This window comes from Paenarthrobacter sp. AR 02, from assembly GCF_021538675.1.
Classification (GTDB): domain Bacteria; phylum Actinomycetota; class Actinomycetes; order Actinomycetales; family Micrococcaceae; genus Arthrobacter.
Genome location: NZ_JAJUKH010000011.1, coordinates 142,938 through 166,638 on the forward strand (window position 1 = coordinate 142,938; position 23,701 = coordinate 166,638).

Genomic DNA, 23,701 nt, shown 5'->3' on the forward strand with positions numbered 1-23,701 from the left:
GTCTTTGCTTAGCCAGCGAGCTGGCGGCGAAGTTCGGTCAGGCGGGCTATGACCGAAGCGTCAAGCACTTCGTCACCTACCTGGACGCGGACTCCGCCGATCAGTGCCGGTTCGACATTGACGTTGACCTTCAGTTCGCGGCCGTAAAGGGCGTTCAGCCCGGCCTGCAGACGGCTGGCCTGCGTTTCCGTCAACGGACGGGTAACGCTGACGGTTGCAATCCAGCGCTGCTGGCGCTTGGCTGCAAGCTTGGCGAAGGACTCGACAAGCTTGCTCGGCTTGACACCCCGCGGATGCGTCACTGCCTGGTTGATGAGAACCTTGGCTTCCTCGCTGATGCCAGGAACAAGCTTCTCGACCAGTGCGATCTTTGCCGCGGGCGACGCCTGCGGCTCAGACAAAGCACGTTGTACTTCGTGGCTGGAAGCGACGGCCTGGTTGAAAGCAAACAGATCGTTTTCCAGCTCTTCCAGCCCCGTGATACCAGAGGCAGAAACGGCCGACTTGTTTTCAGCTACAGCAATGACCACCGTGGCGGCAAGGGTCTCGAGTGCATCGCCGATATCGCGTGCAGATGCCCAGCGTGAGCCAGCCAACCCGCCCGCAATCTCAGCAGCATCAGCGGAGACTTTCCCGCCAACCAGCTGCTTGACCAGCGCCGACTTCTCGTCTCCGGTACGGGACGGGTCAGTCAGGGCGCGGCGCAAGCCAGCCGAGCTGTCCACCGTTCCCAGGATTCCGAAGAGGTCCTTAGCCAACTGCAGCGAGGCGAAGGGAAGCTTGGCTTCCAACTGCGCCAGCGCTGTGGTCAGCGATTCGCTCGATATACCTGCCATTACTTAGCTGCACCTGCGCTCTGGGTCTCCAGATCTGCAAGGAAGCGGTCCACAACGCGTGCAGCGCGCTCGTCATCGGTGAGTGCTTCACCAACGATGCGGCCGGCAAGCGTCGTTGCCAGGGTGCCAACCTCGGAGCGGAGCGAGACAACTGCTGCCTGGCGCTCCGATTCGATAGCGGCGTGTGCCTGCTCGGTGATCCTGGCAGACTCGGCAGCGGCCTTGGCCTTCAGGTCCGCGAGGATCTGGGCGCCTTCGGCACGTGCTTCTTCGCGGATGCGGTTGGCTTCGGCGCGGGCATCGGTGAGCTGCTGCTTGTACTCTTCGAGTGCTGCAGATGCTTCCGCCTGTGCCGCCTCGGCCTTGGCAATGCCACCTTCGATCGCTTCGGCGCGCTCCGCGAAGGTCTTCTCGAACATCGGGACAACAAACTTGACCACGATGTACAGGAGGACTGCGAAGCCAACGAGGACGACACCCATTTCCCAGATATTGGGAACGAGCGGGTTGGTGCCCTTTTCGCCTTCAGTGGCGGCTGAGATGATCAGCTGATTCATATTTCACCCGTCCTATCTACTCGTGCTTGGGATTCGCTTGGTTCTAAGGACTAGGAAAGAACGAAAGCGAAGACCAGGCCGAGGATGGCAAGAGCTTCAGTCAGTGCCAGACCAAGGAACGCGATCGGCTGCAGCACACGCTGAGCTTCCGGCTGACGTGCAACACCGTTGATGTAAGCGGCGAACACGAGACCCACACCGATACCACCGCCGATGGCCGAAAGACCGTAGCCGATGAGGTTGAGGGAGCCGTTGATGGTGCCTTCCATTTTTTCTTCCTTTCAAGATGCCGCCCGTGCGGCAGGTTGTTTGGGTTGCTTCATCCCCGCAAGGGGAAGTGTTGTGAGCCTTAGTGGCTGTCGGCGTGCAGGGCGCCTTCGATGTAGATCGCGGTCAGCAAAGTGAACACGTATGCCTGCAGGGCCATGATCAGGGCCTCGAGCATGTACATGGCGATCGCACCAACCAGAACCAGGACCGATGCACCCTTGAGCAGTACGTTCTCCTGCATGACAAGGAACTCGATGCCGGAACCGGCAAGCATCACGATCAGGTGGCCGGCCAGCATGGTCGCGAACAGACGGAGGCTGTGCGTGACGGGGCGGACCAGGAAGTTGGAGATGATTTCGATCGGTACGACGATCAGCAGGATGTACCACGGGATTCCCGACGGCACGGTTGCGAGCTTGAAGTACTTCAGGCCGTTCTTCTTGACACCGATTGCGATCCAGGTGAAGAAGACGATGCCTGCCAGCACGTACGCTCCACCAACGTGGGAGAAGCTTGGCAGCTGGATGACGGGGATCGCGCCATAGATGTTGTTGACCAAAATGAAGAAGAACAAGCTGAACAACAGCGGGACATACTTGATGAAGTCCTTGCCGCCGATGATGTCCTTGGCGATGCTGTTGCGGACGAAGCCGTAGGCCATCTCGCCTGCGAACTGCAGCTTGCCGGGAACCAGCTGCTGCTTACGTGCAGCGAGGATAAAGAATGTAGCAATAATGACGACCGATAGGATCACCAGCAGCATCTGCTTGGAGAAGCCATCGTGCGCACCCCAAGGCAGGATTGCCGGCAGGTGCATTTCGTCGATTCCGGGTGGGGTGAAGGACCCCGAATCCTGGGCGGGGAGCGCAAGCGCGATCAACGCGTTTCCTCTCTGCTGTGTCCATCATTGGGCATTGGTTGGAGTCCGGACGCGTTGGACGCATTCGTCATCCGTGTGAAATTATTTGGCATTACTGTCCCCGTCCGTGGACGGACCGCTGTCTGCGTTACTCTCGCCAGGAGTGGTGCTTTGCCTGGTGAGGCCATGCATATGGGAAAGATAGAACCCTCCTGCGGCTCCCAGCAGAGCGCCAAGGAGCACAATCCAGCGGGTCCCCCACAGATTATCCAGACCCCAGCCTACCAAACTCCAGACAATGATCCCGCCAATGATGTAGCTGAAGACAGCCATACCGGCGTTATATCCGCCGTCGTTTCCGTCGTTGCCGGTTTCGTTGCCGCTGGCAGGCTGCTGGGCAGTAAGGGACGGGCGTGAATAGCGCTTACGCGGAGACATCCGGACCATCCTTCTGCTCGGCTGGGTCGTTGTAGATCTGGAGGCGGGCCTTGCTGAAGCCGTAGATTTCTGCAGCCTGCCAGAAGACAACGGCAACCACAGCACCAATCAGGAACCAGCGGTGGTGGAGCCAGTCCGGAGCGCCGAGCACAAAGAGCACCACGGCGAATCCGATCACTTTGATGAAATACGTGGCAACAAAGAGCCCGACTGCGCCGGAAGGGTTGTCACGGCCAACAAAATGGCCGATCAGGAGGCTGATTCCGAAGAAGAGCATGACCAAGGCGGAGCCAAACGCTGCTGAAAGAGCGCCCTGCCCGCCGTTCATGAAGGCCGCGATGACGCAGGTTATGGCTGTTGCTGCCACCGCTGCTGCGGCACTGAGCATGAGCAACCGGAGCCACAACGAAGACTGGCCGCCAACAGATCCAACACCACGTTTACCGGACGGTCGTCCGGTTTCGGCGTTGGATGTCATGGGGATACCAATCCTTGTGGCACAGGTGCCATCTTCTCAAAGGGGGATTTACGGGCGAGTGACTGTCCGCAGTAAGAATTCTACATGAGATAGAACTGTGACTCTAACCAGACTTCATCTACTGCTCCCCCGGCCGCGTCGAGTTCCGGGTGAAGTAGGGCCACGCCGTGACTGCCGCCATGACGAGCGCTGCCGCGATGACAACGATGAGTACCACCTGCCACGGGAAGACCGCGAAGGCGACGCCGCCGAACGCAAGGATGCAGGTCCACACATACAGCATGACGACGGCGGTGCGGTGCGAGTACCCCAGGTCGACCAGCTTGTGATGGAGGTGCCCACGGTCGGCGGACCATGGTGACTGTCCCCTTGCCGTCCTCCGGATCACCGCCATTCCCAGATCCAGGAGTGGAAGGGACAGGACCGCGAAGGGCAGGAGGATGGGAACCACTGTGGGGATACCGTTGGCGCGATCGTAGAGGCCGGACCCGATCTGTCCCGTCGCCACGACGCCGGCGGATGCCATGAGCAGCCCGATCAGCATGGCTCCCGAATCCCCCATGAAGATCTTTGCCGGGAACCAGTTATGGGGCAGGAAGCCGATGCAGCTGCCGACCAGGATGGCCATCAGGAGTGTCGCCAGGTCTGAATTGTCGGTGGAGGGGTTGTTGCGGTGGACCCAGTAGGCGGTGAGGAAGAACGCTCCCCCGCCAATGGTTGCGACCCCTGCTGCCAGTCCATCGAGCCCGTCGATAAAGTTCACGGCGTTCATGGTGGTGACAATCAGGCCCGCGGTGAGGACAATCTGGACCACCTCGGAGCCCAGGAAGATCGGTTCGGGGATGAACGGGACGACGGACATCCGGACTCCCCAGACAGCCACAATGAGCGCAGCCGCTCCTTGTCCGAGCAGTTTGATCCACCAGCGGATGTCCAGGATGTCGTCCGCAACTCCAACCGCCACGATGACGACGGCGCCCGCGAGAATCCCCCATGGAGCATCGTTGTGCCTGAAAATGTCCCTGACGAAGAAGGAATTGCTGGCAACAACCAACGCGACGAAGAAGCCGGCGAAAATGCCCAGGCCGCCCAGCTTGGAAATCAGCACGGAGTGCATGTCGCGGCTCCGGATGGGCCGGTAGAGCCGCAGCTTGTTCCCTGCCACGCGTGCGCCCCACGTCCCCGCGTAGGACACCACGGCAGCCGTAAGCGCCATCAGCAGATACATGATCATGCTGCGGCTCCCGGAAGTTGTCCGCCGGTTGGATCGGAAGCGCTTGTCAGCGAACGTGGCCGGATCCCCGCCTGGATGCCGGGGAATCCCGGGCAGCTCAAGGTGTGGAATTCTGTCTGTGGATAAATGGAACTACTCCGTCGCCATGCCTGCACCGGCTCTGCCGAATGTTGCGGGATTTTCGTGGACTCTTGTCACGATACTAATGCCATCGGCCGTGACCAGCCTGTGACGCAGCCGCAGTACCCCAAGTTGTTTAGCTGCCTTAGCACCGCTTTTTTACTGCCGGACGGGCTGCCGGACATCACGCAGCGCGTAGATACCGGCCAACACTTCGGCGTTGGGTCGCGGGGCCTTAAGGCCGTCCCGGAGGCCGTTGAAAAGTCCTGCCAACAGTACTTTCCGGTTCTTGGAAGCGATGATCGTCAGGGTCCAGTTTCTCAGTGAAGCACCGGTGAAGAGCACCTTTTCCCACGGCGCCAGTGCGTTGGACCGCGTGTAGACCCACACCTTGTTGCGCACCTCGTAATAGAAGCGGGGGCCCGGGTCGGCGCCGGCGTCACCAAAGACTTTCGTGTGGTGGTTGGCAACCGACGCGTTGGTGCTCAGTGCGATGCCCTTGCGGCTAACCCTGGCGGTGTACTCCAGGTCATCGTTCCAGATGAAGTAGTCCGCTATGGGCAGTCCGTGGCGCCTGATTTCCGCTGCCTGAATGAGGACCGAAACGAACGAAGCGCTCCGGATTTGCGTGGCACCGAGTCGGGCAGCCGCGCTTCGGGATTCTTCGCTTGCGGCCATCCGGGGGCGCATGCGGTTCATGGGATGGTCACGACCATCAGTCCACACAACCCGGCTGGCGATGAAACCAGGGACGTCTCCTGTGTCCTGCCCATATGCCTGGGCAAGGTCCAGTGCTTCCTGCAGCGCCGGGCGCTGGGGCTCAGTGTCGTCGTCCATGATCCACACGTGGTCGGCGCGATGGTCAAGGACTGCTCGTTCCATGCCGACTGCGAAGCCTCCTGCGCCGCCTACGTTGGTATTCAACGTCACCACGTCCGTGGTCACCGGCCCCTGGTAGGTCCGCAGGAACTCCGCTGTTCCGTCCGTGGAGGCGTTGTCGACGACGACGACGACGTCCGGCACCCGGGTGCCAGAGGCGATCCCAGCCAAGGTTGTCTGGAGAAGTTCACGTCGGTTGTAGGTCACCACGACGGCGACCACTATGGGTTGGGAGGTCATTCACTGGCCTTCGGTCTTGGATGGTTGGAAGCGGCGGCGAATCAAGAGGCCTGCCAGCTTCCACGGTTCAACAAATACCCTGTAGGCAACCCGCCCCGGATGGAGCAGCAGTCGCCAGGCCCATTCCAGGCCCAGGCGCCCCAGCCAGCGTGGAGCGAGTTTCTGGACGCCTGCAACCTGTTCAATGGCCCCTCCGACTGCGCAGTACACAGCCGGTGGCAACTCCGCGAGTCGTCGCTGGAGGACAGCTTCCTGGAGGGGCATACCCAAACCCAGGAGGACCAGTTGCGGACGGAAGTCGCTGAGCCAGTTCACTACGGCGGCCTCCGTGGCGCCATCCCAGTCTTCACCGGGCATTCCGTCAACGGTTACGCCGGGCGCAATGGACCGCAACCGCATGACGGCCTTCGTGTTGGCCTCACGACCGGCGCCAACCACTGCCACGCGCTGCAAGCCGGGCACTTTCCCGAGGTCAGGAATCCAATCCATTGACCCAAGCCGGTAGGCCATGGCTCCTTGGCCGAGTGGATGTAATCGCTTCCTGTGGGCCAGGCCCCACAGCAAGGCCACGGGCGCGCCGTCCAGCAGGACAATGGAACTGTCCCGGTAGAGGGAGCGGAACTCCGGGCAGGAGTGGAAAAGCGTAATGCTGTGGAGGTTGTGACCCAGCACCGTGGCGGTGGTGCCCGCTGCAATGAGGCCGCCCATGGCATTGATGAGCTCATCAACGCGCAGCGGAGTGGCGTCGACGTCAAGGACGGGGACGCGTTGGCGGTCGGGAATCATTCGGGCTTGGATTGGACTGGAGCGCCTGGTTCCGCGATGTCGGCCGCAGGTCCCTGTTCGACGGCGTCAGGTTCCGATACGTCCCCCTGCGCGTCACCGGAGGCAGTTTCCTCGGGTTCGGCCTGCGGTCCCGGGACCTCAGCCCCAAGGGTTTCCCCAAAACCAAGGATGGACGGAACGATTTCGCGCAGGCGTTCAAGCTCGATGGCGCCTTGGCGAACCACACGGAATGGCGTGGACGTGGCATCGACGATCGTGGACGGCAGCGCTGCGGTGCCCTTGACGGGCCGGAACCCGCCTTCCAGGTAGACCTCCACCGATTCAGCCAGTTGGAGGCGGGCCTCGGAAGCTGTCTGGGCCGCCTCCTGGCCTGTGCGGTTGGCGGAGGAGACCGCGAGCGGGCCGGTCAGGCTCAGGAGGTCCAATGCGATCTCGTCGTCTGGCATCCTAAGGGCTACGGTGCCTTTGGTATCGCCCAAATCCCAGTCCAGGGATGGCTGGGCGTGCAGAATGAGGGTCAGTCCACCGGGCCAGAAAGCCTGCGCGAGTGCCCGGGCATCGGCCGGTACATCGGTGGCCAGCCCATCCAGGGCATTGATCCGGGGAATCAGCACCGGCGGAGGCATCTGGCGGCTGCGGCCCTTGGAAGCGAGCAGCAGGGTGACGGCCAGGGGTGAAAAGGCGTCCGCACCAATGCCGTAAACAGTGTCAGTGGGAAGCACGATGCACTTCTTTTCGCTGATGGCGCGCTGGGCGTGCTGAAGGCCTTCAGTCCGCTGGTCATCGGAAGTGCAATTGTAGGTTGTGGTCACAGCCCTATTCTTTCACTCATCAGGAGCGGCGCTTGCCAGCACTGCGCTGGTGGCACGTTCCTTGCCGTTCAGGTCAAAGTGCGTGGTGACGTCATTCCAACGTCCCGTTCCCCGGAGCATCCCCGCGATCCACGCCGCCTGGACTTCAGCGTGTTCCATCACAAAGTAGCCGCCTGGTTTCAGGAGCCGCGCCGCAGAGGCTGCTGCCGCCGTCGGGAGTTCCATGCCGTCCGCTCCCCCACCGTACAGTGCCTCGGGTGGATCGTGGAGTGCAACTTCCGGTTCTGTGGGTATCGCCTCCGCCGGGATGTACGGCGGGTTGGAAACGACGACGTCGAAGGTTCCGTTATGTTCGGGCAGCGCATCCCTGAGATCACCCTGCAGGAGCGTGACCCCCAAGGGTTCCAGGTTCTTCGCGGCCCACGCGTGCGCAAAAGTACTGAACTCAACCGCGTGGACTTCGGCACCCGGGACCTCGTGGGCAATCGAGCCGGCGATCGCGCCGGATCCGGTGCCAAGGTCCACTACTTTGGGATGTGGCATTCCTGCCAGGTGGTCGATGACCAACTGGACCACCGATTCCGTTTCAGGCCGGGGTATGAACACACCGGGGCCAACGCGCAGTTCAAGGTACCGGAAATACGCGACGCTGGTGATGTGCTGCAACGGCACCCGCCCGGCACGTTCGGCCACCAGGTCCGCATAGCCTTCAGGCGCAGGATCACTGCCGAGGAGCATCGCGCGAAGACGGCCAAGACCGACTCCCAGGAGGTGCTCCGCGAGAAGTTCCGCGTCCACGCGCGGCGTGGGCACGCCCGCCTCGGTAAGAATGGCAGTAGCCTCGCGAACTGCGTCCGCGAGGCTCTGGCCTGGGTAAAACGTCATGGATCTACTCTGCTGTTGGAGTGCGGCAGGGTGCTATTCGCCGATGGCGTCCAGGCGCGCCTGTTCGTCAGCCTCAATGGCCGACTGGATGACGGGCTCAAGATCGCCGTTCATCACGGCATCAAGGTTGTAGGCCTTATAACCCGTGCGGTGGTCCGCAATCCGGTTTTCCGGGAAGTTGTACGTGCGGATGCGCTCCGAACGGTCCATGGTGCGGATCTGCGACTTGCGCTGTTCCGAGTTGGCGGCGTCGATCTGCTCCTGCTGGTGGGCAAGGAGCCGGGCACGAAGAACGCGCATGCCGGCTTCACGGTTCTGCAGCTGCGACTTCTCGTTCTGCATCGCCACAACAATGCCCGTGGGCAAGTGGGTGATGCGGACGGCGGAGTCAGTGGTGTTCACGGACTGGCCACCGGGACCTGAAGAACGGTAAACGTCGATCTTGAGGTCGTTCTGGTTGATTTCAAGCTCTTCGGGCTCATCCACTTCGGGAAGAACCAGGACACCTGCAGCGGAGGTGTGGATACGACCCTGCGATTCGGTCACGGGAACGCGCTGCACACGGTGGACGCCGCCCTCAAACTTCAACCTGGCGAAGACACCTTCAGCGGGATCGTTGGAGTTTCCCTTGATCGCGACGGAGACGTCCTTGTAACCACCGAGGTCAGATTCGGTGGCCGAGATCATTTCGGTCTTCCAGCCACGGGATTCGGCGTAGCGCATGTACATGCGCAGGAGGTCGCCGGCGAACAACGCAGCTTCATCGCCACCTTCGCCACCCTTGACTTCCAGGATCACGTTGCGGGCATCATCAGGATCACGCGGGATCAGCAGCCGGCGAAGACGTTCCTCAGCGGCGGGGATCTGCTCTTCCAACTGCACTACTTCAGCGGCGAACTCGGGATCCTCGTCAGCCATCTCCTTGGCCGCCTCAAGATCGTCGTTGAGCCCGCGCCACTTGTTGTAAGCCTCCACAATGCCCTGAAGCTGAGCAGACCGCCGCCCCAACTTCCTGGCCGCAGACTGATCAGCATAAACGGCAGGATCACTCAACTGCGCCTGAATAGCAGCATGCTCATCAAGCAATCCCTGTACGGACTCAAACATTTAGAACAACCTTTCAACGCTGCGCCCAAGTTTAGCGGCGCAAACAGCGGAAGGTGACACGACCGCCGTCGAGTATTAACTACCGGCCCGGGTAGGCGGGCCGAAAACGGAACGAGCCGCTGATTCTGCTGCCCCGGGAGTGGCTTCGGGCCTGCCGGAGCGTGGTGGCCAAGTCCGAAGGGACTTGGCCACCACGCGTAGGGGCGGGGGCAGCAGAATCAGCGGCTCAGTAAAGCAGCTACTTGTCGTTATCCGACTTCGCTCCGAGCGTCGTCTTCTGAACCTGCATGAGGAACTCGACGTTGCTCTGTGTCTCCCGGATCTTGTTGGTCAGCAGCTCAAGGCTCTGCTGCTGCTCCAGTCCGGAGAGGACGCGGCGCAGCTTCCACATGATCTTGACTTCTTCAGGCGAGAGCAGGTTCTCTTCGCGGCGCGTGCCGGACGCGTTGACGTCCACAGCCGGGAAGATGCGCTTGTCAGCCAGCTGGCGGGACAGGCGGAGCTCCATGTTGCCGGTGCCCTTGAACTCTTCGAAGATCACTTCGTCCATCTTGGAGCCGGTCTCCACGAGAGCCGTTGCCAGGATGGTGAGCGAGCCGCCGTTTTCGATGTTGCGGGCAGCACCGAAGAAGCGCTTGGGCGGGTACAGAGCTGCGGAGTCGACACCACCGGACAGGATGCGGCCGGAGGCCGGTGCTGCCAGGTTGTAGGCGCGGCCCAGGCGGGTCATGGAGTCCAGGAGGACTACCACGTCCATGCCCATTTCCACGAGGCGCTTGGCGCGCTCGATGGAGAGCTCGGCAACGGTGGTGTGGTCGTCTGCGGGACGGTCGAAGGTGGAGGCAATGACCTCACCCTTAACTGTGCGCTGCATGTCCGTGACTTCTTCGGGACGTTCGTCAACGAGCACCATCATGAGGTGGACCTCAGGATTGTTGGTGGTGATGGCGTTGGCGATGGACTGCAGGATGAGGGTCTTACCAGCCTTGGGCGGGGAGACAATCAGGCCACGCTGGCCCTTGCCGATCGGAGCCACGAGGTCGATGACACGCGGGCCGATCTTCTTGGGGTCGGTTTCCAGGCGGAGGCGCTCGGACGGGTACAGCGGAACGAGCTTTGCGAACTCGACGCGGTCCTTGAGCTCTTCGGGAGTCTTGCCGTTGACGGAAGTGACGCGGACAAGCGCGTTGAACTTCTGGCGGGCGGACTGCTGGCTGCGGTCTTCGCCATCACGCGGTGCGCGGATGGCACCCACGACGGCGTCGCCCTTACGGAGGTTGTACTTCTTGACCTGTGCCAGCGAAACGTAGACGTCGTTGGCACCGGGGAGGTAACCGGACGTACGGATGAACGCGTAGTTCTCCAGGACGTCCAGGATGCCGGCTACGGGCAGCAGCACATCGTCCTCGGTGACCTCGACGTCGTCAACGTCCGGTCCCTGGGCGCGGCCACGGCGGCGTTCGTTGCGGTCACGGAAACGGTCGCTGCGGGTGTTCCCGTCACGGCTGTCCTGACCGCCGCGGCGATCGCTGCGGTCGTTCTGGTCGTTGCGGTCACGACGGTTCCGGCGGTTACGACGGTTGCCCGTGTCATCGCCGTCGTTGTTGTCATCACGGCGGCCACGGGTGTTGTCGCGGCGGTCGCGCTGCTCGCCGGAATCGGCCTGCTCGCGCTGTTCAGTACGCTGCTCGCGCTGTTCGGTGCGGTCGCCACGCTGTTCGCGCTGCTCGGTGCGGTCGGCACGCTGTTCGCGCTGTTCGGTGCGGTCGCCACGCTGTTCGCGCTGTTCGGTGCGCTGCTCAGCGGCCGGAGCCTCCGAAGCCTCGGCGGGGGCTGCGGCTGCTTCGCCACGGCGGCGGTTACGGGTGCGCGGCTGGCGGCGTTCAGTGCCTGCCTCCGGCGTTTCCACTGAAGCAGGTGCATCAGCAACGGGTGCAGCTACGGGCTCGGCCGGAGCCGATGCGGCTTCAGCCGCCGCTACGACGCCGTCACTGGTGGCGCGGCGGCTTCGACCACGTCCACGGGCACGCGGGGCTTCCTGGGCCGGGGCTTCAGCCGACTCGACAGAGGCGCCGTTGTCCGAGGCCTTGACCTCCGCAGCCGGAGCTTCCTTGGCTACGGCAGCGTTGGCCTTGACCGGGGCTGAGGCCTTGGCGGGAGCCTTCGTGGTGGAAGTACCTGCGCGGTGGGCCGAAATGGCCGTGACCAAGTCCCCCTTGCGCATGCGCGATCCCCCGGAAATGCCCAGCTGGCTCGCGAGAGCCTGAAGCTGGGCAAGCTTAAGGCCCGCAAGCCCGCTGCTCTTGGTGGTTGCTGCCGTTGACGACTCGGCAGCAGAAGATGTTGTGTCCACAGCTGAAGACAGCTCAGTGGTTTCTGTCACGAAGGATCCTTCCCCCTCGACGGCGTCCAGAGCGAGAGCTGGACGCGATGATTTGTTCTGGGCTGCAGTTCAGATCTGCAGCCTGCGATTTGGCCGTGCCTGATGGATTGTGGCCACCAGGGCCGGATACTGATCGTCATCACTGGATCCAGTTACCCGGACAGCCGGCCAATTGATCAGGAACAGAGAAAGATCTGCGGCACCTGAGGCCGGAAAGAGACGGCACCACCAACGTTGGCACAGTTGACGAAAGGTACGGCAAAGGTGCCGCAATCCAAAATCAGGGAACTGCCCGCGGTTTTACCGGCGGTGCACTTCCACTCTAGCACCTTGAACGTCTACAGCCAGCGTCATCACACGCCAACCGACGTCGGGTGTGTTGGACGCCGTGTACGCCTCGATGAATTCAGTAACAACCGCGGCTTCTTGTTCGCCATGGGCCAGCACCATCACGGTGGGTCCGGCGCCCGAGACGACAGCTGCATGTCCGGCGGAACGGAGCGCCGCAATGAGGTCCGCACTGGGACGCATGGCCTGGGCCCGGTAACTCTGGTGAAGGTAGTCTTCGGTGCCCGGCAGCAACAACTCAGGCTGCGCTGTCAGAGCGTGGATGAGCAGGGCTGCGCGTCCGGAGTTCATGGCTGCCGCGTGATGGCCAACGGATGCAGGAAGCAGTCCGCGGGCAGTTTCCGTGGACAGCTCGTAGTCCGGCACAGCCACCACGGGGATAACCTCGGGCGCCACATCGGCGCGGGTGCTGCTGTACTGCTCGCTGTCCTGCCATGACAGCGCCAGTCCGCCGAAAATCGCCGGTGCGACGTTGTCCGGGTGACCCTCGATCTCACTGGTCAACTGGAGAACCCAGTCGAGGCCCTGCCGGGATTCCTCCGGAACCAAGGCGTTGGCAGCAGTAACTGCCGCCACAACAGCCGACGCGGACGAACCCAGCCCCCGGCCATGGGGATTGACGTTTTCAGCCGTAATTTTCAGGCCCGAGCGCTGAAAGCCAAGGCGATCCAGCGCCAGGTCGATCGCCCGCACCACCAAATGGCTGGCATCGCGGGGGAGAGTATCTGCCCCCTCACCGGAGAGCTCGAACTCGAGCTCTCCGGTGCCAAGGGTTTCAACCGTCAAAGTGTCATAGATGGACAGGGCCAAGCCAAGGCTGTCGTAACCGGGGCCCAGGTTGGCACTCGTACCGGGGACCTTGACGGTCAGCCGCTGGCCTGCCGCGACGAGTGCACGATCGGTCGCGGTGGGCTGCGTTGATTCCACTCTTAGTTTTCTTCCAGTCCCAGTTCCGCGGCAACGGTGACGACGTCGTTCGGCACCTTGACGGGCTGGACATCACTGCCATCTTCGGTACGAAGTGCCCACTGCGGATCCTTGAGGCCATGTCCGGTGACCGTGATGACGATGGTCTTTCCCGAAGGAACCTCGCCGGCCGCGTGCTTCTTGATGAGGCCGGCAACACCAGCGGCTGAGCCGGGCTCGACGAAGACACCCTCCTTGGCGGACAACCAACGGTGGGCCGCCAGGATCTCGTCATCGGTGACTGCCTCGATCAGTCCGCCTGATTCGTCACGGGCCGCGACAGCGGTATCCCACGATGCCGGGTTGCCGATGCGGATGGCAGTGGCGATGGTGTCAGGCTCGGTGATGGGGTGCCCTGCCACGAAGGGCGCGGCACCTGCTGCCTGGAAGCCCCACATGATCGGGGTCTTGGTGGAGACGGCGGGAAGCGTTCCGTTGGCACTCTCAAACGGTGCGGAGTACTCCTTGTAGCCCTTCCAGTAGGCGCTGATGTTGCCGGCGTTGCCGACGGGCAGCACGTGGATGTCGGGAGCGTCACCCAGCGAGTCAACAACTTCGAAAGCACCGGTCTTCTGGCCCTGGATACGTGCCGGATTGACGGAGTTCACCAGGAACACCGGGTAAGCCTCGCCGAGCTTGCGGGCGATGTCCAGGCAGTTGTCGAAGTTGCCATCCACCTGAAGCAAGGTGGCGCCATGCGCGATGGCCTGGCTCAGCTTGCCCATGGAAATTTTACCTTCGGGGACAAGCACTGCGCACTTGAGTCCCGCCGCGGTTGCGTAGGCAGCCGCAGAAGCGGAGGTGTTGCCGGTGGAGGCACAGACAACGGCCTTCGCGCCGGCTTCCACGGCCGCAGTCATGGCCATGGTCATGCCACGGTCCTTGAAGGAACCCGTGGGGTTCATGCCCTCCACCTTGAGGTATACCTCGGAGCCCGTGAGCTCGGAGAGCTTCTGCGCGTGGACGAGCGGCGTACCGCCCTCGCCGAGGGTGATGACCTTGGTGGCTTCCGTTACGGGCAAACGATCAGCGTATTCGCGGATTACTCCGCGCCATTGGTGAGCCACTTAGACCCCTTCTACCCGCAGTACGGATGTCACAGAATTGATGACGTCAAGGCCCTTCACGGCCTCGACGGTTGCTGCGAGTGCAGCTTCGGATGCACGGTGCGTCACGATTTTCAGCTCCGCCGACTCGACCTTGGAGGCAGCGTCGCGGTGGATTGTCTGGCGCATTGTCTCGATGGACACGGCGTGCTCGGCAAAGATGTGCGCGATGCGGGCCAGGACGCCGGCCTGGTCGGCGACGTCCAGGCCAATGTAGTAGCTCGTGTTGGATGCATCGACGGGCAGCGCAGGGACATGGCCTGTGGTGGTTTCCGTACGACCCGGACCGCCCAGCACGAGTCGGCGGGCCGCGGAGACCAGATCGCCCAAAACGGCAGATGCTGTGGGGGTACCCCCCGCACCCTGGCCGTAGAACATCAGTTCCCCAGCGTTTTCGGCCTCAATGAACACCGCGTTGAAGGCACCGCGTACTGCAGCCAGCGGGTGCTCGCGGGGCAGGAGGGTGGGGTGGACCCGCACCGAAATGCCGCTGCCGTTATCCGAAGATTCGATCTTTTCGGCAATGGCGAGCAACTTGATGACAAAGCCCGCTTCCTTGGCCGAAGCGATGTCCGCAGCGCTGACCTTCGTGATGCCTTCGCAGTAGACGTCGTCCAGGGAGAAGCGCGTGTGGAAGGAAAGGGACGCGAGGATGGCAGCCTTGGCCGCGGCGTCGTGTCCTTCGATGTCGGCAGTAGGATCCGCTTCTGCGTACCCGAGCCGCTGGGCTTCGGCGAGGGCGTCAGCGAACTGTGCGCCTGTGGTGTCCATCTGGTCGAGGATGAAGTTGGTGGTGCCATTGACGATGCCCAGGACACGGGTGATGCGGTCGCCTGACAGGCTGTCGCGGATGGGACGCAGGATGGGAATCGCTCCCGCAACGGCCGCTTCATACGAGAGCTGGACGCCTGCCTTGTCAGCCTCTTCATAAAGAGTGGGGCCGTCCTGGGCGAGCAATGCCTTGTTGCCGGTAACCACGCAGGCACCGTTCTGGATGGCCGTCAGGATCAAGGAGCGGGCGGGCTCGATGCCGCCCATGAGCTCGATGACGAGGTCCGCATCCTTGACCAGGGTGTCGGCATCGGTAGTGAACAGTTCGCGGGGCAGCTCGACGTCGCGGGGTGCATCGATGGTGCGCACGGCAATGCCCGAAAGTTCCAGACGGGCTCCGGTGCGGGCAGCCAAAGCTTCGGCGTCGTCAATCAGAATCCGCGCAACCTGGGCCCCAACGTTGCCACAGCCCAGCAGGGCCACCTTCAAGGTTTGCACTTCAGACATTCGCCACTCCCATGTCGCGGTTCAAGAGATCTTCTTCGGTTTCCCCGCGGACAATCAGCCGGGCGGCTCCGTCGCGTACAGCGACAACGCCAGGCCGGGCCAGGTAGTTGTAGTTGCTGGAGAGGGCCCAGCAGTAGGCGCCGGTACCCGGTACTGCGAGCAAATCACCGGCTGCCACATCCGCGGGCAGATATACATCTCTAACAACTATGTCGCCGCTCTCGCAATGTTTGCCCACTACGCGGGACAGCTGCGGAACGGCCGTGGAGTCGCGTGAAGCCAAAATTGCCGAATAATCCGCGTCGTACAGCACCGGACGGGCGTTGTCGCTCATCCCGCCGTCCACCGACACATAGCGCCGCGGATACGTAACGTTCTTGTCCTCCGTTTCGCTCTCCGGGACGTCGACGCGGACCGTTTTGAGCGTGCCAACCTCGTAGAGGGTGAAGGTGCTGCTCCCTACGATCGCGCGGCCTGGTTCGATGGAGATCCGGGGGGCGGTGATGCCCAGTGCGGCACACGTGGAACGAACGACGTCGGCCATGGCCTGCGCGATCTCGGCAGGCGGCCGGGGAGTGTCCACCGGCGTGTAGGCGATGCCGTAACCGCCGCCGAGGTCCAGCTCGGGAAGGTTGATGGAGTATTTCGCCTGCATGGCAGCAAGGAATCCCAGGAGTTTCTCCGCTGCCAAGGCAAAGCCGTCAGGCTCGAAAATCTGTGAGCCGATATGGCAGTGCAGGCCCAGCAGCTCGATGCTGTCGTAGGCGGTGGCCGCAGCGACTGCCTCTTCTGCTGCCGAGAGCCCGGCTTCGTCGGTGGAATCGCCTGCCATCGAGAGGCCGAACTTCTGGTCCTCGTGGGCCGTGGCGATGAATTCGTGGGTGTGGGCGTGAACGCCAGGGGTCAGCCGCAACATGACTTTGGCTGTTTCGCCCCGGCTGGAGGCGATCTTTGCCACCCGTTCCAGTTCGTCGAGGCTGTCCACCACGATCCGGCCAAGGGACATATCCAAGGCACGGTTGATTTCCGCGTCGGATTTGTTGTTGCCGTGCAGGCCAAGGTTGGCACCCGGGATCCCCGCACGTGCAGCAACCGCAAGTTCACCGCCGGAGCAGGTGTCCAGGCGGAGGCCCTCGTCGGCCACCCAGCTGGCCACTGCGGTGCACAGGAAGGACTTACCTGCGTAGTAGACGTCCACTCCCCCGCAGATGTCCGCGAAGGCTTCGTCGAACGCGTCCTTGAACGCCCGGGCGCGGGACCGGAAGTCCGACTCGCTCATGACAAAGAGCGGCGTTCCGTATTGTTCCTTCAGCTCACTGACAGTAATGCCGTCAATGGCGACCTCACCGGCGTCGTTCTTCTCAACGCCGGCGGCCCACATGGGCGACTGCAGGGCGTTGAGGTTCTCGGGAACTGCCAGCCAATCAGGAGCGAGCGGAGAAGCATGTGCTGCGTTGGTGTTCATGGCCTACATCCGTTCCGGCGCTGACACGCCCAGCAGTTCGAGTCCGTTGGCCAGCACCTGGCTGGTGGCGTCGTTCAGCCACAGGCGGGTGCGGTTGACGTCCTGGACGGGTTCCTCACCCTGGGGCGAGACACGGCAGGCGTCGTACCAACGGTGGTAGGCACCGGCGATGACCTCAAGGTGGCGGGCCACCCGGTGGGGTTCCCGCAGCTCGGCAGCTTTGGCAACGATGGACGGGTAGCTGCCCAAATAGGAGAGCAACTCGTTTTCCGTGGGGTGATCCAGCAGCGACGCATCGAAGACTGAACGGTCCACGCCGGCCTCTTCGGCGTTCCGTGCAGTGCCGCGGGAACGGGCATGCGCGTACTGCACGTAGAACACAGGGTTCTCGTTGCTGTGCTTTTTCAACAGTTCCGGGTCCAGGGTCAGCGGGGAATCTGCGGGGAAGCGGGCCAACGAGTAACGGACAGCGTCCTTGCCGAGCCAGGAAATGAGGTCCTTGAGCTCGATGATGTTGCCCGCGCGCTTGGACAGCTTGGCACCGTTGACCGACACCAGCTGACCGATCAGGACCTCAATGTTGACCTCGGGATCGTCACCGGCACACGCGGCAATGGCCTTCAGGCGGTTGATGTAGCCGTGGTGGTCCGCGCCGAGGAGGTAGATCTTCTCAGTGAATCCGCGGTCCTTCTTGGACAAGTAATAGGCGGCATCCGCTGCAAAGTAGGTCGGTTCGCCGTTTGCACGGATCATGACGCGGTCTTTATCGTCGCCGAAGTCGGTAGTGCGCAACCAGACAGCACCGCCGTCGTCGAACACGTGGCCCTGCTCGCGGAGGCGGGCGACGGCAGATTCGATCGCACCGGCGTCGTGCAGTTCCTTCTCGGAGAAGAAGACATCAAACTCCACGCCAAATCCGGCCAGCGTGGCCTTGATGTCAGCCATCTGGGCCTCGTAGGCTGCCGCACGGATGACCGGCAGCGCTGCCTCGTCCGTCAGTTCGCGGACATCCGGGTGGGCCTTCAGGACTTCGTCGCCGAGTTCCCGGATGTACTCGCCCGGGTACCCGCCTTCGGGGACTCCCCGTCCATGCAGCCGCGACAGCACGGAGTTGGCGAAGACGTTCATCTGCGAACCGGCGTCGTTGATGTAGTACTCAGCGGTGACGTCGGCGCCCGAAGCACGCAGGACGCGGGCAATCGAATCACCCAGGGCAGCCCAGCGCGTGTGCCCGATGTGCAGCGGACCGGTGGGGTTGGCGGAAACGAATTCCATGTTGACCACGCGGCCAGCGAGGGCCTGGTTTGTACCGTAGCTGGAACCGGCTTCGACAATGGCCTTGGCCAAGGCGCCGGCTGCAGCAGCATCGACTGTGATGTTCAGGAAGCCGGGACCGGCGATATCCACGCCCGTGACACCGGGAATGGCCTGCAGCCGGTTACTGAGGATTCCGGCGAATTCGCGGGGATTCATGCCTGCTTGCTTGGACAACTGCAAGGCAATATTGGTGGCCCAGTCTCCGTGGTCCCGGTTCTTGGGTCGCTCCACGCGCACGGCGTCTGGCACGGACGTTTCCGTCAACGCGATTTCGCCGGCAGAGACGGCGTCCTTGAGGCAGGCGGATATGGCAGCAGAGAGTTCTTCGGGAGTCACGGATCTAGCCTACCGGGGGCCCGCAAAGTCGCGGAATTGAGGCTGCCGTATGTGGATACTTTTGACACAGCCCCTGCACAGGCCTGGCTGGCGGCCGGCACAGCCTGAACCATTAGGCTCATTTCAACGTTATGAACACGTAAGGGGACGGCATGAGCGGCCACCCCGGACAGGCAAGGACTTTGCAGTCATTGCCCCTAATGCAAACCGGTCCCGTCGAACGCCCAGTTGAAACGAGCAGAACCATGACTACGCCACTCCGCAAGAGCCTCTACGTTGGATTTGCCGGCCTCTCCATCATCGGGACGGCTGCGGCCTGCGCCCCCAAGGCCGAATCGCCGGCCGTGGAGACTCCCGCTGCCCAGAACGGTGGCCAGGTCTCCACCACCGCTCCCTCGTCCCAGGGATCCGCAGCCAACGGGGCATCCGGTTACAAGGACGGCACCTACAGCGCTGACGGCACCTACACCTCGCCCAACGGCCAGGAAACGGTAGGCGTAGAGCTGACGTTGGCTGCGGATAAGGTCACTGCGGTCAACATCACAACCCATCCCTCCAATCCGAACACCAAGAAGTTCCAAGGCGAATTTGCCAGTGGCATCGCAGCCCAGATTGTCGGCAAGGACATCGATGAGCTGAACGTCTCGAAAGTGGCTGGCTCCTCGCTGACGTCCGGCGGTTTCAACGATGCCGTGCAACAGATCAAGTCCCAGGCCAAGTAGCAGCCATGCCGCACCCTGGCTGGAGCCTGTTCGACTTCGAGGGGATCGGTACACGGTGGGAAATTTCGACGCCGGACACCCTGGGTGCTGGGCTCCGGGGCCAACTGCTTGACACCGTGTCCGCGTACGACAAGGCGTGGTCGCGGTTCCGGCCGGACTCATTGGTGGCGACCGTGTCACGGGACCCCGGCCGCATCACCCTTCCGGACCACGCACCTGCCCTGCAAAAGATCTATGCGGCCCTGTACCGGCTCAGCGGTGGAAGGATGACGCCACTGATCGGCAGCAGCCTCGAGCATCTCGGCTACGACGCAAACTACGCCCTGGCCAGCCCGGGCAGCCCGGAGGCGCCACCCCCGTGGGAAGGCACCCTTGAGTGGACAGGCAGGGAGCTGATGGTTACCAAAGCGGTGGTCCTGGATATCGGCGCCGCCGGGAAAGGCCAGTTGGTTGATCTTCTGGGCGACGTCCTGCGGGCTGCCGGACACACCGATTTCCTGGTGGACGGCAGCGGCGACATGCTGCATTCCGGTACGCATCCGGTCGTCGTCGCGTTGGAACACCCGTACAACCCGAAGCAGGCCATTGGCACCGTGGAACTGGCCAACTCCGCGCTGTGTGCCTCGGCATCCAACCGGCGAGCCTGGGGCGATGGGCTGCACCATGTACTCGATGGCGCCACCGGCCAGCCCATCGAAACCACTGTTGCGACCTGGACCATGGCTGCGAGCGCCTTGGAGGCCGATGCGCTGGCCACGGCATTGTTCATGATGGATCCGGGGCCGTTGGAGGATGAGTTCGAGTTCTCGTGGCTCAAGGTGTCATCGGCTGGTGGTGCCACGTATTCCGCGGCATTTGAGGGGAGACTGTTTTCATGATTGCCGTTAAGTCCCGTCTGGATACCTGGCTGGGCCGCTTCACGATGTACCGCCTGATTCTCTGGGTCCTTGCCATCCTGGTGGCCTACAGCATGGTTCTCGACGTGCTGGGTTGGCTGACGTTCGGTATCCCGGAGATGCTGGTGCACCTGGCGCTCTGCGTTGGCTTGACGTACTTGTCGAGCCGCTTGCTGGCCCTGGTGTTCCGGGTCAGGCCGCACTCGGAGTCTTCGCTCATTACGGGGCTGCTGCTCTACTTCCTGTTCTGGCCGGCGTTCGGGGCGGCTGACATGGCCGGCGTGGCACTGGCCTGCGTGTTGGCGAGCGTTTCCAAGTACGCGCTGGCGTTCCGTGGCCGGCACATCTTCAACCCGGCCGCGGCCGGGGCTTTCCTGACTGGCCTGACGGGCCTGAACATTGCGACCTGGTGGGCTGCGACACCGGCGATGCTGTGGCTGCTGGTGCCCGGGGTGCTGGTTGTCCTTTACCGCACCCGGAAGATGCTCATGGCAGCGGTGTTCATGGTAACCGCCACCGGCATCATCACCACCGAACTCCTGAACCGGGGCATGACGTTCGGACAGGCCCTGTGGCAGCCCCTGGCCCAGCGTCCTTTGCTCTTTTTTGTCGGCTTCATGCTTTCCGAGCCGCTCACCCTGCCTCCCCGGCGCTGGCAGCAGTTGGCGCTTGCCGCCGTCGTGGGTGTTGTCTTCGCTGTCCCCTATAACCTCGGATTCGTCGCCAATTCTCCGGAACTGGCGCTGCTGCTTGGCAACCTGATTGCGTTCTTCCTGGGCCAGCGGGGCGGTGTCGAGCTGGTCTTCAAGGGCTCCCGGCCTTTGACACCTGGAAGCACGGAGTTCAGGTTCGAACCACAGCGTCCTGTCAGGTTCGCGGCCGGGCAGTTCATGGAGTTGAACCTGCCGCATTCCGGCTCCGATGGGAAGGGCCGCCGTCGTGTCTTCAGCATGACCAACCCGCCCGGTGCGGCGGAGGTGACGTTCGGAGTCGGCACGGCAGAGCCGCTGTCCACTGCCAAGAGGGCATTGTTGGCGCTCCACCCCGGGGATACCGTCTCGGCCACCGCGGTGGGCGGTGATTTCCTGCTCCCGCACGACGCCGGCAAACCAGTCCTGCTGATAGCGGCAGGAATCGGCATCACGCCTTTCCTGTCGCAGCTGGCGTCCGACTCCCGCGGGAGTCGGGACACGGTGGTGCTGTACCTCGCCAAAAGCCGCACCGAGCTGGCCGGAACAGACGAGTTGGAAGCCTCAGGGGCGAAAGTCATTGCCCGGCTCGCGGACGGTTCCACTCCCCCGGCCTTCATGCACGACGCCGGAACGTCGCGGATCGATGCAGGGCGCCTGAAGGAGTTGGTGCCGGATATTGCCGAACGTGAGGTGTTTGTCTCCGGTTCGCCCTCCAGCGTGGACTCCTTGCGGGCGGCAGCCCGAGGCGCAGGTGCACGACGGGTTCATGTGGACTCTTTCGCGGGGTACTGAGCAACCTGCCGAACAACCTGCTGAAGGAAGTGTGTTGCAGTTTTCCTTTGCGGCTCAGTGGCTGCTAAGCTCTAGGACGTCCCACCGGCAACGGAGGGATCCCTGGATGCCCTCGTAGCTCAGGGGATAGAGCGTCTGCCTCCGGAGCAGAAGGCCGTAGGTTCGAATCCTATCGAGGGCACAATGAAAATACCCCGCCAGCCTTGCTGGCGGGGTATTTTTGTCTCCCGGTCAGCCGCTATCACTTCGGGGCTTGCCGGGCCTCCAACACTATTTTGTCCGCCCCTGCTCCTAGGCTGATCCCAAAGGGTCCTCGTCCGTAGCCAAAGGGGTTTGCCGTGATTTGCTCAATCGTCCCGCCTTACATGCTCCGCAGGATTGCTGCCCAGAATGAACCGCGCCTGCGGGCAGTTGCCAGGGCGGCCAAGGAATCCTTGCTGCACGTCAAAGGCCTGCAGGCCCTTCGGACGGCACCCCTTCCAGCAGCACCGCCCAGCGCGCGGCAGGCCAAGCCGGGCCCTCCGAAGCGGACCATCTACGATGCCGGGAGCCTGGAGACGCTGCCGGGCCGTCTCGTCCGGAAAGAAGGCGCCCCCGCCGTCGGGGATCCCGCAGCAGATGAGGCCTATGACGGCTTGGGGAACACCCACCGGCTGTACGGCGAGATCTTCGGCCGGGACTCCATCGATGGCGCCGGTCTCCCCCTCGACGCGTCCGTTCATTACGGCAAGCTGTATGACAACGCCTTCTGGGACGGAAGCCAAATGGTCTTCGGCGACGGAGACGGCCAGATCTTCCAGCGCTTCACCAAGTCCGTGAGCGTCATCGGCCACGAACTGGCCCACGGTGTGACCCAATACACCGCCAATCTCGCCTACCGCAACCAAGCGGGGGCCCTCAATGAGTCGATGTCGGACGTCTTCGGAGTCCTCGTGGAGCAGTACGCGAAACAGGAGTCGGTTGAGCAGGCGAGCTGGCTCATCGGCGAAGGACTCTTCACCGATCAGGTCCAGGGCGCCGCCCTTCGCTCCATGAAAGCCCCCGGAACGGCGTACGACGACGACGTCCTGGGCAAAGACCCCCAGCCTGATTCCATGGACACCTACGTCAGGACCAGTGCCGACAACGGCGGTGTGCACATCAACTCGGGTATCCCCAACAGGGCCTTCTACCTGGTCAGCGCCACCCTGGGCGGCAATGCCTGGGAGGCTCCGGGACAGATCTGGTACGGCACCCTGACCAGTGGGGCCTTGCCCGCGGCCTGCACCTTTGGGAAGTTCGCCAGGACCACGGTTGCTACGGCCGAAGAACTGTACGGTGCGGGCTCCGCGGAGCATGACGCCGTCCTGAAGGCGTGGGACACTGTGAAGGTCAAGGTTTAGTCAGTTGGCGGGACCCACGGCCGTGTTCGGACCCGCCGGGTGACTGGCATCCGAGGGTGGAACGAGAAACAGCCGGGTCATGAAGATCACCGTCCAACGCAGTGGAGGAATCGCAGCGATGACGCGCGTCTGGATCGTCGAAGCCATCTCTTCCGAGGAGAAGGAACGGTGGGTTCCCATCGTTGAGGCGTGCCCATGGGACGAGGCACAGGGCATGGACCGTACGCTGAACGAACCGGATCGCTTCATGTACTCAATCCGGGCCGGCCAACGCCGCGCAACACTTCCCGAGCGGGCCATTACGGGCCCGTGGCAGGAACTGGTGGAGTGCGCCAAGGCGGAGGGCTCGGAGTTGCGGGGAAAATCGGGCAGTCGGCGCTGACGCCTAGATGTACTGTCCCGGCAGGTTGATGACACGGGGCTGGAATTGACGAAGTAAAGAGGACCTCCGGGTGTTATGTGGAGCTTGTCGAGAGCAAACACAGATACCAGGAGGTCCTCGTGTCCCACTCTAACG

Annotated in this window: 23 protein-coding genes and 1 tRNA gene; 6 read left to right on the forward strand and 18 right to left on the reverse strand. The window is 62.8% G+C overall.

Annotated features, from left to right (window positions below; all coding sequences use genetic code 11):
• Positions 1–8: 8 nt before the first annotated feature.
• The 18 genes from LRQ04_RS17635 to argS all read right to left on the reverse strand — a co-directional run bounded on the left by LRQ04_RS17635 (position 9) and on the right by argS (position 18,700).
• Complete coding sequence (locus tag LRQ04_RS17635) at positions 9–836, reverse strand: F0F1 ATP synthase subunit delta (RefSeq protein ID WP_235521604.1); 828 nt, start codon at positions 834–836, stop codon at positions 9–11.
• The gene (locus LRQ04_RS17640; RefSeq protein ID WP_235521605.1) at positions 836–1,393 is read right to left on the reverse strand and encodes a F0F1 ATP synthase subunit B; all 558 of its coding nucleotides are present in this window, start codon (positions 1,391–1,393) and stop codon (positions 836–838) included. Before LRQ04_RS17640 ends, LRQ04_RS17635 begins: the two co-directional genes overlap by 1 nt.
• 50 nt (positions 1,394–1,443) lie before the next feature.
• Positions 1,444–1,662, reverse strand: coding sequence for an ATP synthase F0 subunit C (gene atpE / locus LRQ04_RS17645; protein ID WP_011775261.1), 219 nt, complete (start codon positions 1,660–1,662; stop codon positions 1,444–1,446).
• Between the two features lie 80 nt (positions 1,663–1,742).
• Positions 1,743–2,543, reverse strand: a complete 801-nt coding sequence (gene atpB, locus LRQ04_RS17650; RefSeq protein ID WP_235521606.1) for a F0F1 ATP synthase subunit A — start codon at positions 2,541–2,543, stop codon at positions 1,743–1,745.
• An 81-nt stretch (positions 2,544–2,624) separates the two neighbouring features.
• A complete protein-coding gene (locus LRQ04_RS17655; protein ID WP_235521607.1) occupies positions 2,625–2,960 on the reverse strand; it encodes a hypothetical protein in 336 nt (111 codons plus the stop codon).
• Positions 2,947–3,438, reverse strand: coding sequence for a hypothetical protein (locus tag LRQ04_RS17660; protein ID WP_235521608.1), 492 nt, complete (start codon positions 3,436–3,438; stop codon positions 2,947–2,949). The genes LRQ04_RS17655 and LRQ04_RS17660 overlap by 14 nt, the downstream gene beginning before the upstream one ends.
• Before the next feature lie 118 nt (positions 3,439–3,556).
• Positions 3,557–4,672: an MraY family glycosyltransferase gene (locus tag LRQ04_RS17665; protein ID WP_235521609.1), complete on the reverse strand. Its 1,116-nt coding sequence runs from the start codon at positions 4,670–4,672 to the stop codon at positions 3,557–3,559.
• Positions 4,673–4,951: 279 nt separating this feature from the next.
• Positions 4,952–5,911, reverse strand: a complete 960-nt coding sequence (locus tag LRQ04_RS17670) for a glycosyltransferase (protein ID WP_235521610.1) — start codon at positions 5,909–5,911, stop codon at positions 4,952–4,954.
• On the reverse strand, positions 5,912–6,697 hold the full coding sequence (locus LRQ04_RS17675; RefSeq protein ID WP_235521611.1) for a WecB/TagA/CpsF family glycosyltransferase: 786 nt from the start codon (positions 6,695–6,697) through the stop codon (positions 5,912–5,914). It abuts the gene before it with no gap.
• A complete protein-coding gene (locus LRQ04_RS17680; RefSeq protein ID WP_235521612.1) occupies positions 6,694–7,509 on the reverse strand; it encodes an L-threonylcarbamoyladenylate synthase in 816 nt (271 codons plus the stop codon). Before LRQ04_RS17680 ends, LRQ04_RS17675 begins: the two co-directional genes overlap by 4 nt.
• A gap of 12 nt (positions 7,510–7,521) precedes the next feature.
• Positions 7,522–8,394, reverse strand: coding sequence for a peptide chain release factor N(5)-glutamine methyltransferase (gene prmC, locus LRQ04_RS17685; protein ID WP_235521613.1), 873 nt, complete (start codon positions 8,392–8,394; stop codon positions 7,522–7,524).
• Positions 8,395–8,427: 33 nt separating this feature from the next.
• On the reverse strand, positions 8,428–9,501 hold the full coding sequence (prfA, locus tag LRQ04_RS17690) for a peptide chain release factor 1 (RefSeq protein ID WP_235521614.1): 1,074 nt from the start codon (positions 9,499–9,501) through the stop codon (positions 8,428–8,430).
• 238 nt (positions 9,502–9,739) lie between these two features.
• Complete coding sequence (rho, locus tag LRQ04_RS17695) at positions 9,740–11,884, reverse strand: transcription termination factor Rho (protein WP_235521615.1); 2,145 nt, start codon at positions 11,882–11,884, stop codon at positions 9,740–9,742.
• 300 nt (positions 11,885–12,184) lie between these two features.
• Positions 12,185–13,159 (reverse strand): homoserine kinase, encoded by a 975-nt coding sequence (gene thrB / locus LRQ04_RS17700; RefSeq protein WP_235521616.1) that lies wholly within the window; start codon positions 13,157–13,159, stop codon positions 12,185–12,187.
• A gap of 2 nt (positions 13,160–13,161) precedes the next feature.
• Positions 13,162–14,265 (reverse strand): threonine synthase, encoded by a 1,104-nt coding sequence (gene thrC / locus LRQ04_RS17705; RefSeq protein ID WP_235521617.1) that lies wholly within the window; start codon positions 14,263–14,265, stop codon positions 13,162–13,164.
• The gene (locus tag LRQ04_RS17710) at positions 14,266–15,582 is read right to left on the reverse strand and encodes a homoserine dehydrogenase (protein WP_235521618.1); all 1,317 of its coding nucleotides are present in this window, start codon (positions 15,580–15,582) and stop codon (positions 14,266–14,268) included.
• The gene (lysA, locus tag LRQ04_RS17715) at positions 15,575–17,047 is read right to left on the reverse strand and encodes a diaminopimelate decarboxylase (RefSeq protein WP_235521619.1); all 1,473 of its coding nucleotides are present in this window, start codon (positions 17,045–17,047) and stop codon (positions 15,575–15,577) included. Before lysA ends, LRQ04_RS17710 begins: the two co-directional genes overlap by 8 nt.
• Positions 17,048–17,050: 3 nt before the next feature.
• Complete coding sequence (gene argS, locus LRQ04_RS17720; RefSeq protein ID WP_235521620.1) at positions 17,051–18,700, reverse strand: arginine--tRNA ligase; 1,650 nt, start codon at positions 18,698–18,700, stop codon at positions 17,051–17,053.
• Positions 18,701–18,945: 245 nt separating this feature from the next.
• On the opposite strand from argS, the gene LRQ04_RS17725 reads away from it, so the two are divergent.
• The 6 genes from LRQ04_RS17725 (at position 18,946) to LRQ04_RS17750 (ending at position 23,566) form a co-directional block, all read left to right on the forward strand.
• Positions 18,946–19,422: an FMN-binding protein gene (locus LRQ04_RS17725; protein ID WP_235521621.1), complete on the forward strand. Its 477-nt coding sequence runs from the start codon at positions 18,946–18,948 to the stop codon at positions 19,420–19,422.
• Positions 19,423–19,427: 5 nt separating this feature from the next.
• Positions 19,428–20,300 carry an FAD:protein FMN transferase gene (locus LRQ04_RS17730; RefSeq protein WP_235521622.1) on the forward strand — a complete coding sequence of 291 codons (873 nt, stop codon included), beginning with the start codon at positions 19,428–19,430 and terminating at the stop codon, positions 20,298–20,300.
• On the forward strand, positions 20,297–21,802 hold the full coding sequence (locus LRQ04_RS17735) for an FAD-dependent oxidoreductase (RefSeq protein WP_235521623.1): 1,506 nt from the start codon (positions 20,297–20,299) through the stop codon (positions 21,800–21,802). Before LRQ04_RS17730 ends, LRQ04_RS17735 begins: the two co-directional genes overlap by 4 nt.
• A gap of 108 nt (positions 21,803–21,910) precedes the next feature.
• Positions 21,911–21,983, forward strand: a tRNA-Arg gene (locus LRQ04_RS17740).
• A 157-nt stretch (positions 21,984–22,140) separates the two neighbouring features.
• Positions 22,141–23,184: a M4 family metallopeptidase gene (locus LRQ04_RS17745; RefSeq protein WP_257369156.1), complete on the forward strand. Its 1,044-nt coding sequence runs from the start codon at positions 22,141–22,143 to the stop codon at positions 23,182–23,184.
• 79 nt (positions 23,185–23,263) lie between these two features.
• The gene (locus LRQ04_RS17750; RefSeq protein ID WP_235521624.1) at positions 23,264–23,566 is read left to right on the forward strand and encodes a protealysin inhibitor emfourin; all 303 of its coding nucleotides are present in this window, start codon (positions 23,264–23,266) and stop codon (positions 23,564–23,566) included.
• The last annotated feature ends 135 nt before the right edge of the window (positions 23,567–23,701 follow it).

What these genes read in the sequence shown, in the direction of transcription:
- LRQ04_RS17635 (WP_235521604.1), bottom strand. Translation starts at nt 836, where the DNA reads ATGGCAGGTATATCGAGCGAATCGCTGACCACAGCGCTGGCGCAGTTG.
- LRQ04_RS17640 (WP_235521605.1), bottom strand. Translation starts at nt 1,393, where the DNA reads ATGAATCAGCTGATCATCTCAGCCGCCACTGAAGGCGAAAAGGGCACC.
- atpE (WP_011775261.1), bottom strand. Translation starts at nt 1,662, where the DNA reads ATGGAAGGCACCATCAACGGCTCCCTCAACCTCATCGGCTACGGTCTT.
- LRQ04_RS17655 (WP_235521607.1), bottom strand. Translation starts at nt 2,960, where the DNA reads ATGTCTCCGCGTAAGCGCTATTCACGCCCGTCCCTTACTGCCCAGCAG.
- LRQ04_RS17660 (WP_235521608.1), bottom strand. Translation starts at nt 3,438, where the DNA reads ATGACATCCAACGCCGAAACCGGACGACCGTCCGGTAAACGTGGTGTT.
- LRQ04_RS17665 (WP_235521609.1), bottom strand. Translation starts at nt 4,672, where the DNA reads ATGATCATGTATCTGCTGATGGCGCTTACGGCTGCCGTGGTGTCCTAC.
- LRQ04_RS17670 (WP_235521610.1), bottom strand. Translation starts at nt 5,911, where the DNA reads ATGACCTCCCAACCCATAGTGGTCGCCGTCGTGGTGACCTACAACCGA.
- LRQ04_RS17675 (WP_235521611.1), bottom strand. Translation starts at nt 6,697, where the DNA reads ATGATTCCCGACCGCCAACGCGTCCCCGTCCTTGACGTCGACGCCACT.
- prmC (WP_235521613.1), bottom strand. Translation starts at nt 8,394, where the DNA reads ATGACGTTTTACCCAGGCCAGAGCCTCGCGGACGCAGTTCGCGAGGCT.
- prfA (WP_235521614.1), bottom strand. Translation starts at nt 9,501, where the DNA reads ATGTTTGAGTCCGTACAGGGATTGCTTGATGAGCATGCTGCTATTCAG.
- LRQ04_RS17710 (WP_235521618.1), bottom strand. Translation starts at nt 15,582, where the DNA reads ATGTCTGAAGTGCAAACCTTGAAGGTGGCCCTGCTGGGCTGTGGCAAC.
- lysA (WP_235521619.1), bottom strand. Translation starts at nt 17,047, where the DNA reads ATGAACACCAACGCAGCACATGCTTCTCCGCTCGCTCCTGATTGGCTG.
- LRQ04_RS17725 (WP_235521621.1), top strand. Translation starts at nt 18,946, where the DNA reads ATGACTACGCCACTCCGCAAGAGCCTCTACGTTGGATTTGCCGGCCTC.
- LRQ04_RS17730 (WP_235521622.1), top strand. Translation starts at nt 19,428, where the DNA reads ATGCCGCACCCTGGCTGGAGCCTGTTCGACTTCGAGGGGATCGGTACA.
- LRQ04_RS17735 (WP_235521623.1), top strand. Translation starts at nt 20,297, where the DNA reads ATGATTGCCGTTAAGTCCCGTCTGGATACCTGGCTGGGCCGCTTCACG.
- LRQ04_RS17750 (WP_235521624.1), top strand. Translation starts at nt 23,264, where the DNA reads ATGAAGATCACCGTCCAACGCAGTGGAGGAATCGCAGCGATGACGCGC.